Source organism: Streptomyces sp. TM32, from assembly GCF_004122755.1.
Taxonomy (GTDB): domain Bacteria; phylum Actinomycetota; class Actinomycetes; order Streptomycetales; family Streptomycetaceae; genus Streptomyces; species Streptomyces sioyaensis.
On the sequence record NZ_SDIG01000247.1, the window covers coordinates 1 to 7,034 of the forward strand.

General features: G+C 66.6%; 3 protein-coding genes and 3 pseudogenes. 2 read left to right on the top strand and 4 right to left on the bottom strand.

All coding sequences use genetic code 11. The features are described 5' to 3' along the window. Nucleotides 1–718: IPT/TIG domain-containing protein (locus EST92_RS30200; protein ID WP_174244175.1), on the bottom strand; the 718-nt coding region annotated here is incomplete at its 3' end. A 497-nt stretch (nt 719–1,215) separates the two neighbouring features. On the opposite strand from EST92_RS30200, the pseudogene EST92_RS30205 reads away from it, so the two are divergent. Further along, nucleotides 1,216–2,748: pseudogene (locus tag EST92_RS30205) on the top strand (ISL3 family transposase). A 335-nt stretch (nt 2,749–3,083) separates the two neighbouring features. On the opposite strand, the gene EST92_RS30210 reads toward EST92_RS30205, so the two are convergent. Together EST92_RS30210 and EST92_RS30215 are read right to left on the bottom strand one after the other, a co-directional pair. Then, complete coding sequence (locus tag EST92_RS30210) at nt 3,084–4,139, bottom strand: TerC family protein (RefSeq protein WP_129283866.1); 1,056 nt, start codon at nt 4,137–4,139, stop codon at nt 3,084–3,086. 601 nt (nt 4,140–4,740) lie between these two features. Continuing rightward, nucleotides 4,741–5,499 carry a hypothetical protein gene (locus EST92_RS30215; RefSeq protein WP_129283867.1) on the bottom strand — a complete coding sequence of 253 codons (759 nt, stop codon included), beginning with the start codon at nt 5,497–5,499 and terminating at the stop codon, nt 4,741–4,743. Nucleotides 5,500–5,764: 265 nt separating this feature from the next. Here EST92_RS30215 and EST92_RS30220 point away from each other — a divergent pair. Further along, a pseudogene (locus EST92_RS30220) lies at nt 5,765–6,332 on the top strand (transposase); the annotation flags it as partial. Between the two features lie 201 nt (nt 6,333–6,533). Here EST92_RS30220 and EST92_RS30225 read toward each other — a convergent pair. Then, nucleotides 6,534–6,938 (bottom strand): annotated as a pseudogene (locus EST92_RS30225) (transposase); the annotation flags it as partial. Between the last annotated feature and the right edge of the window lie 96 nt (nt 6,939–7,034).

Below are 7,034 nucleotides of genomic sequence, written 5' to 3' on the forward strand. Positions count from 1 at the left end.
TGATGCTCCCGGTCACCACCGGAGCGGTCGTGTAGGTGAACGTCCCCGCGGAAGCGGTGCCACCAGGGGTGGTCACCTGGACCGCGGCGCTGCCGGCGGCCCCGGGCGGGGTCAGCACAGTGATCACGGTGCCCGTGTTGGACACGACCGTCGCCATCACCCCACCGACCGTGACGGTGGCACCGGACAGGCCGCTACCCGAGATCGTGGCCACGGTACCGCCGGTGGAAGGTCCGGAGGCCGGGGTGATGGTGGCGGTGATCACGGGGGCGGTGGTGTAGGTGTAGGTGAAAGCGTTGCTGGTCCCGCCGGGGGTGGTGACCGTGACCGGAACCGGGCCGGTACCGGGGGGCACCACCACCGTGACCGTGTTGTCGTTGACCACGGTGAAGCCGGTGGCCGGGCGGGAGCCGAAGGTGACCGCGGTGGCGCCGGTGAACCCCGAACCACCGACCGTCACCGTGTTGCCACCCGCAGCCGGCCCCGAGGCGGGCGAGAGGGAGGAAATAACGGCCGGCAGCGTGGCACTGCCCACGTAGATGTACGGGAAGCCGTTGCTGATACCGCCCGGGGTGGTGACGGTGACCGGGACGATACCGACACCCGGGGGCACCACCGCAGTGATGATGCTGTCCGAAGCCACAATGAAACCGGTGGCCGAGACAAGACCGAAACGCACCGCCGTGGCACCGGTGAACCCCGCCCCCAGCAACGTCACCGTGTTCCCACCCGAGGCAGGACCCAACGGCAACGTGACCGCCAACAACGCCGGACCGCCCAGACCCAGGGAAGCGGTCACCCCCGGAAGGGAACCCAAGCCCCCCACAGCAGCAGCCTGCGAGCCCGGCCGGGACGAAGAGTCCTCTGTCATGACAAGCCCTCCCAAAGCGAGCACACATGGCTGCTGCGCGGTGACCCGCACGTCGAAAGAAGAACCACCCCGGCCAAAGAACCCACGCCACACGCGCACGACCGACACCGAACGCTGCAAGTCCCAGGCAGGGAGGGCAGCCCACCGTACGGATCGATAATCACCATGCGCCGACCACCCACACGAACCAAGCCCCCGCAACCAACCCCACCCAAATGGCCCAGCGCGACAACAGCAACCACGACAACCACGAACCACATCGGGCGCCGGCCGGGGCGTGTCCGGAAGATGGCTCTGTTCCGTAGTCGGTGGCGACGAAGGGCAACGGGTGTCGTTGACATCTCATGCGGGATGTCAACGAGCTTGTGGCTGTGGTCTTTTCGGGGTTGTCAGCGCTGGTCATCGAGGATGTTGCGGACGATGGCGAGGCGGTCCGGGTCACCGCCCGGGCCCGGGACGTTCCGGTGCCCTGCCCGGTGTGCGGGGTACCGACGGCGAAGGTGCACGGGTACTACCACCGGACGGTGGCAGACGTGCCGGTGGACGGCCGCCGGGTCGTGGTCCGCGTCCGGGTCCGACGCCTTGCCTGCCCTGTCCTGGGCTGTCGGCGGCAGACCTTCCGCGAACAGATACCGGGGCTGCTGGAACGCCATCAACGCCGCACCACGCGCCTGACCGGCCAGATCTCCATGGTGGTCAAGGAGTTATGCGGCCGGGCGGCCGCCCGGCTCACCCGGTGGCTGGCCACGCCGGTCTCGTACGCCACCGCACTGTGCCTGCTGCGGCGCATCCCCGCGCCGCAGGTCCGCCTCCCACGGGTGATCGGGGTCGACGACTTCGCCCTGCGCCGCCGGCACCGCTACGCCACGATCGTCATCAACGCCGAGACCGGCCAGCGCATCGAGGTTCTCCCCGACCGCGAGGCCGCCACCCTGGAGGCATGGCTGCGCGGGCAGAGGGAGATCGAGGTCGTGTGCCGGGACGGATCGGCCACCTACGCCGAGGCGATCCGGCGGGCACTGCCGGACGCGGTGCAGGTCAGCGACCGCTGGCACCTGTTCCGCAACTTGTGCGACAAGGTCCTGGCCGAGGTCCGCGCCCACGCTCCCTGCTGGGCCACCGTCAACCCGCCCCGCCCCGGCGGGGTCCGCGAGCAGACCACCCGCGAACGCTGGCACAAAATCCACCAGCTCCTCGACCAGGGCGTCGGCCTGCTCGACTGCTCCCGCCGCCTGGACTGACCCCGAACACCGTCAAACGCTACGCCCGCATCCCCGAGCCGACGGCCTTGCGCATCGCTCCCCAGTACCCGCCCACCCTGGTCGACCCCTACCGCGACCACCTGCGCGCCCGCCGCGCGGCCGATCCCGCAGTCCCTGTCACCCACCTGCTCCGGGAGATACGGGAGTTGGGCTACACCGGCAGCGCCAACCTGCTGGTCCGCTACCTCAACCAGGGCCGCGCCGAAGGCGACCGCCCGGTCACCACCCCGCGACGCGCCACCCGGCTCCTGCTCACCCACCCCGAACACCTGCGCACCAAGGAGACCGCCCTCCTGGAAGCTCTCACCGCCGCTTGTCCTGAGATGACCGAACTCGCACGGCTCGTCGGCGAGTTCGCCGAGCTGCTGGCCCGGCCCGGGCAACGACGCCAAGCTCACCCAGTGGATGACCGCAGTCCGGGCCGCCGACCTGCCCCACCTGCAGACCTTCTGCAACGGCCTCGAACTCGACCGCGCCGCCGTGGACGCCGGACTCACCCTGCCCTACCACAACGGACGCACCGAGGGTGTCAACACCCGCACCAAGCGGATCATGAGGCAGATGCACGGCCGTGCCGGATTCGACCTCCTCCGCCACCGCATCCTCCTCTCATGAGCAGAACCCAGCGTCACCACCGACTACGGAACAGAGCCGAACGTTTTACAGTCCCCTTCGGGCAGCTTGGGTTGTTACAGGGGCCCGGCTTCCACAGGGGAAGGGAGACTCCCATCGTCTTGTGCCGCATGATCTCCGTGGTCGCAGGCTGGTTGCAGGCGGGGCAGAAGTGTCCGCCCTACGGTTTCGTCGCACGCTCGTCCTTGCTCATACGCCCAGAATGGAACGTTTTGCCATAATATTGTGAAGAATTTACAAGGGTCTCGCAAGTTTGCGGACCGTCGACCCGGGACACGCCGTGCAGAAGGCTCGGAGCCGCACGGGGGGTGTGCAGCTCAACTGTCCTGCGGAGGGTCGCCCATCTCTCGCGTCCCTTGCGCCGGGGGTTGTTCACCAGCCGAGCCCCGGGCAACGCCGTTCTCTTCTAGCGCGGCGGGGACAGCACCCTCCTGGATGGGTGGGTGCGAGCGCCGGATGCTCAGTACGACGGACACTGCCAGGACCGTGACGATGACCGCCAGGCTGACCGGTGACGGGATCTCCGGGATACTGCTGCTGAACAGCTTGTGGGACGCTTGAAGGATCAGCTTCACGCCGATGAAGGACAGGATTAGCGCAAGGCCCTTGCTCAGGTAGTGGAACCGGTCCAGCAGGCCGGCGAGCAGGAAGTACAGGGCGCGCAGGCCAAGGATGGCAAACGCATTGCTGGTATAGACGATGAAGGCGTCGTCACTGACCGCTAGCACGGCCGGCACGCTGTCCACGGCGAAGATCAGATCGGCCGCCTCTATGGCAGCGACAACCGCAAGCAGCGGGGTGGCGACCCGCTTGCCGGCTTCTCTGACGAAGAACTTCATCCCGGCGTACTCGTCCCGAACGGGCACGACCTTGCGGAGCAGCCGCACGGCGATGCTCTTACCCGGGTCGAAGCTGCCCTCTTCCTCCCTGAGGATCTTGTAGGTGCTGTAGAAGAGGACGGCCGCGAACACGAACAGCACTGCGGTGAAGCGGCTGACTACGGCCACTCCGGCAGCCAGGAAGATCCCTCGGAACACCAGCGCGCCCATGACGCCGAAGAACAGCACGCGGTGCTGATAGGCGCGCGGCACCTTGAAGTAGGCGAAAATCAGCGCGAAGACAAACAGGTTGTCGACCGACAGACTTTTCTCCAGCAACCATGCGGTCGTGTACTCCACACCCGGCGTCGTGCCCAGAACTAGGAAGACGACCCCACCGAAGACGAGGGCGAGACCGACCCATACCCCGCTCCAGGCGGAAGCTTCCTTGAACCCGATGACATGCGCCTCCCCGTGCGCCAGCAGGTCAACGGCCAGCGACACAACAACAGTGACGGCGAACGCCGCCCACAACCAGAACGGCACATCGAGCACGGGAGACCCTCCACACGGGCGGGGTGAAAACCTGCCTTCGTAAGAGTCTGACTCAACACTGCCGGCATGTCGCCCGCGCCCTCTCGATGCTGCTCCGAGTGCGTCATGCGACGTGAAGCAGGTTATAGTTAGAAGCCAGCGGCCAGCTGGCCAGGAGTCTCGAATGGCGCTCGATTACATGACAAGACCGCCACTCGGCTCGTTACCGCCCTGTTCTCGTACAGCTACGACCAGGTGGTGCGTAGCGCTGCGTAATGCTTGGGGCTGCGGTCGCACCGCCCTCGGGTGAGAGTCAATTGACCAGCTGAGCCGGGATACGATAGGTGGAATCGGGCCACGCATCTTGGCACCACCGGCGACGACTTCCGTACGGTGAGCGGTCGCTCCTGCTCAGCGCCATGGCCGTGGTGCCAGAATCGCTGTCCACGAGCCCTTGGTGCCAACAATCGTGTCCCGCCGACCGGAAAGAGCTGGTCGAGGGGGCCGTGTGGTGCCACTCGCCCGCGTGCTGGGGCACGCCTACTTCCGCGACGGGAGCCGCCGCGCCCACGGCCTGCACACGGCGGTCGTTGTCACCGAACGCCGCGCGCTTGGCGGGTGGTTACGGCTCGATGGTGAGTGGTTTGTCGGCGCGCAGGTCGCTGACGAAGCCGTCCTTGATCACGCGTATCCAGTAAGCGTGCGTGCGGACAGACGGGGGGATGTCAGCGTCACGCTCCAGCTTGCGGTTCATCGAGGTGACGCCAGCCTGGACGTCCCACTGGTACGTGTAGGGGACCCACACCCCGACCTCGCTGCTGTAGAGGGGCTTGCGTTCCATCAGGCTGACCTGGTCGAGATTGTCTGCCGCCGACTTCCAGGTGACGCGGATGGTGGCCGCGTCGAGGCGGTCGACGGAGGTCATCGGCGGTGCCTTCGGGATCACCGAGGCGGCAGCGGGTTTGAGCGTGTCGCTTTGGATGGTCCGCGGTATGGACGGATCGTAGCCCTCCGGATTCTGCAGTTTCCCTGTGACGCGGAGCACCGTGGGTGCCTGCTCTTGCCCACCTCCGCAGACGTCGACTTGAGTGGCTTTGCGCCAGTCGCCGGACACCCTCACATAGTCCTCCGCCTGGATCTTCAGCTCACGGGTGCCGCCGGCGCCGACCCTGCTCACGGAGTAGACATACCGGGAGTCGTCGGAGCGGACCACCTGGTAGCTGCACCGGTCAACGGCCGCGGCACGCGCGTTGACCGCTGGCCGGAGCGACGGCGCATCGCCGACAGGTCGGGCGCCCGCCGCGGCGACGCTTGCACCCGAGGCGAGGGCTCCGAAACTCAGCGCGGACGCGGCGATTGCGGCAGCGACAGGAAAGGACATGCATCCTCCGGTGACATCCAGCAGCTCACGAAGAGCCGGCGATCAGGCGGCATGCTGGGCCAGCCCAGCCGCCTGTGAGGCCTGGGCATGGCTACCCAGTCCTGGTCAGCGGTGCCGACCAGGACTGGACGCTACGAGCGATTGATGGTCAATGCCAAGCAAAAGAGAAGCAAAGGGGGCGTTTTGCGTCAACTTGCATCGATTGACGCCTACGTCTGGGACTGTAAATCGTTCGGTGTAACTCCCGATCATGGAGGATGCACCGATGACCAGTGAGAACGTGGCCGAGGCCGAGATCAGCGAGGCGGTAGAGCCTCAGTCGGGGAGGGCGGTGGACGACCGGCTGATCGACGAGTTGGTGTCCCGGGCCCAGGCCGAGGGACTGCAGCTGACCGGCGAGAACGGACTGCTCCAGCAGCTGACGAAGCGGCTGCTGGAGTCCGCCCTGGAGGGCGAGATCACCGACCATCTCGGCTATGACAAGCACGATCCGGCAGGAAAGAACGGCGGCAACTCGCGCAACGGCACTCGCGCGAAGACCGTACTGACGGACGTCGGTCCGGTGGAGATAACCGTGCCCCGTGACCGCGACGGCTCGTTCGAGCCGAAGATCGTCAAAAAGCGGCAGAAGCGTCTGCCCGGGGTGGACGAGATGGTCATCTCGCTGTCCGCGAAGGGCCTGACCACCGGCGAGGTCCAGGCCCACCTGGCCGAGGTCTACGGGGCGCCGCGGCGTCGCGCCGCAGCGCGCCGATGTCTCGCGCCAGACGATCTCCACGATCACCGACAAGGTCCTCGATGGTATGGCCGAATGGCAGAACCGGCCCCTCGACCCGGGGCGGTTTCCACTGATCGTTGCGAGTCAGCGGTAGGCGAGCGTTCTTGACCAGCGTCTCATCTTGTTCCTTATGGTGCAGCCCGGTTTCGCTGGCGGGGTGTTTGTGATCGGTCCGATCCGGTTCGGTCGCGTTCGATCAGCGTGGCCGGGCGCTTGACGGTTTTGCCCACGTTGTGGACTCTGCTGCGCAATTCGTTCAGGCGGTGAGTCGGTAGCTGAGTCGTTCGAGTCGGCTGTGGCGAGTTCGGTCGAGGGGGCCGGTGGTCCAGTGGGCGTCGAGTCTGATGATGTTGAGTGCGGTGGCGGAGAAGGCGTGTTGGAGGCGGACTTTCGGCAGGCCGCGATAGCGGGCGCGGCGGAGGCCGGTGATGTCGAGGGCCTGGTTGATGGTTCCTTCGACGCCGGCTCGGAGGGCGTACTTGTTCTTCCAGGTGTCGGTCTTCTGCTCGGCGCAGGCTCGGGCGAGGTTCTCGTGGAGTTCCTTCGGCCTGAGGGTGAGCATGCGGCGGCCGGTCTTCGATGTGGTGCACTGCTGCTGGAGAGGGCAGTCCCGGCAGGTCAGGACGCTGAAGGTGATGACGATGGCGTCGGTGCCGTGCTGCTTGACCGGGTTCCAGTGGTCTAAAACTGAGGATCATCGTTGACACCTGGGTCTCCGGTCACTACGGAGATCACCATGTCGAAGTCCAGCCCACCA

Coding starts and splice junctions, on each gene's coding strand:
- EST92_RS30215 (WP_129283867.1), bottom strand. CDS start 5,499: ATGTCCTTTCCTGTCGCTGCCGCAATCGCCGCGTCCGCGCTGAGTTTC.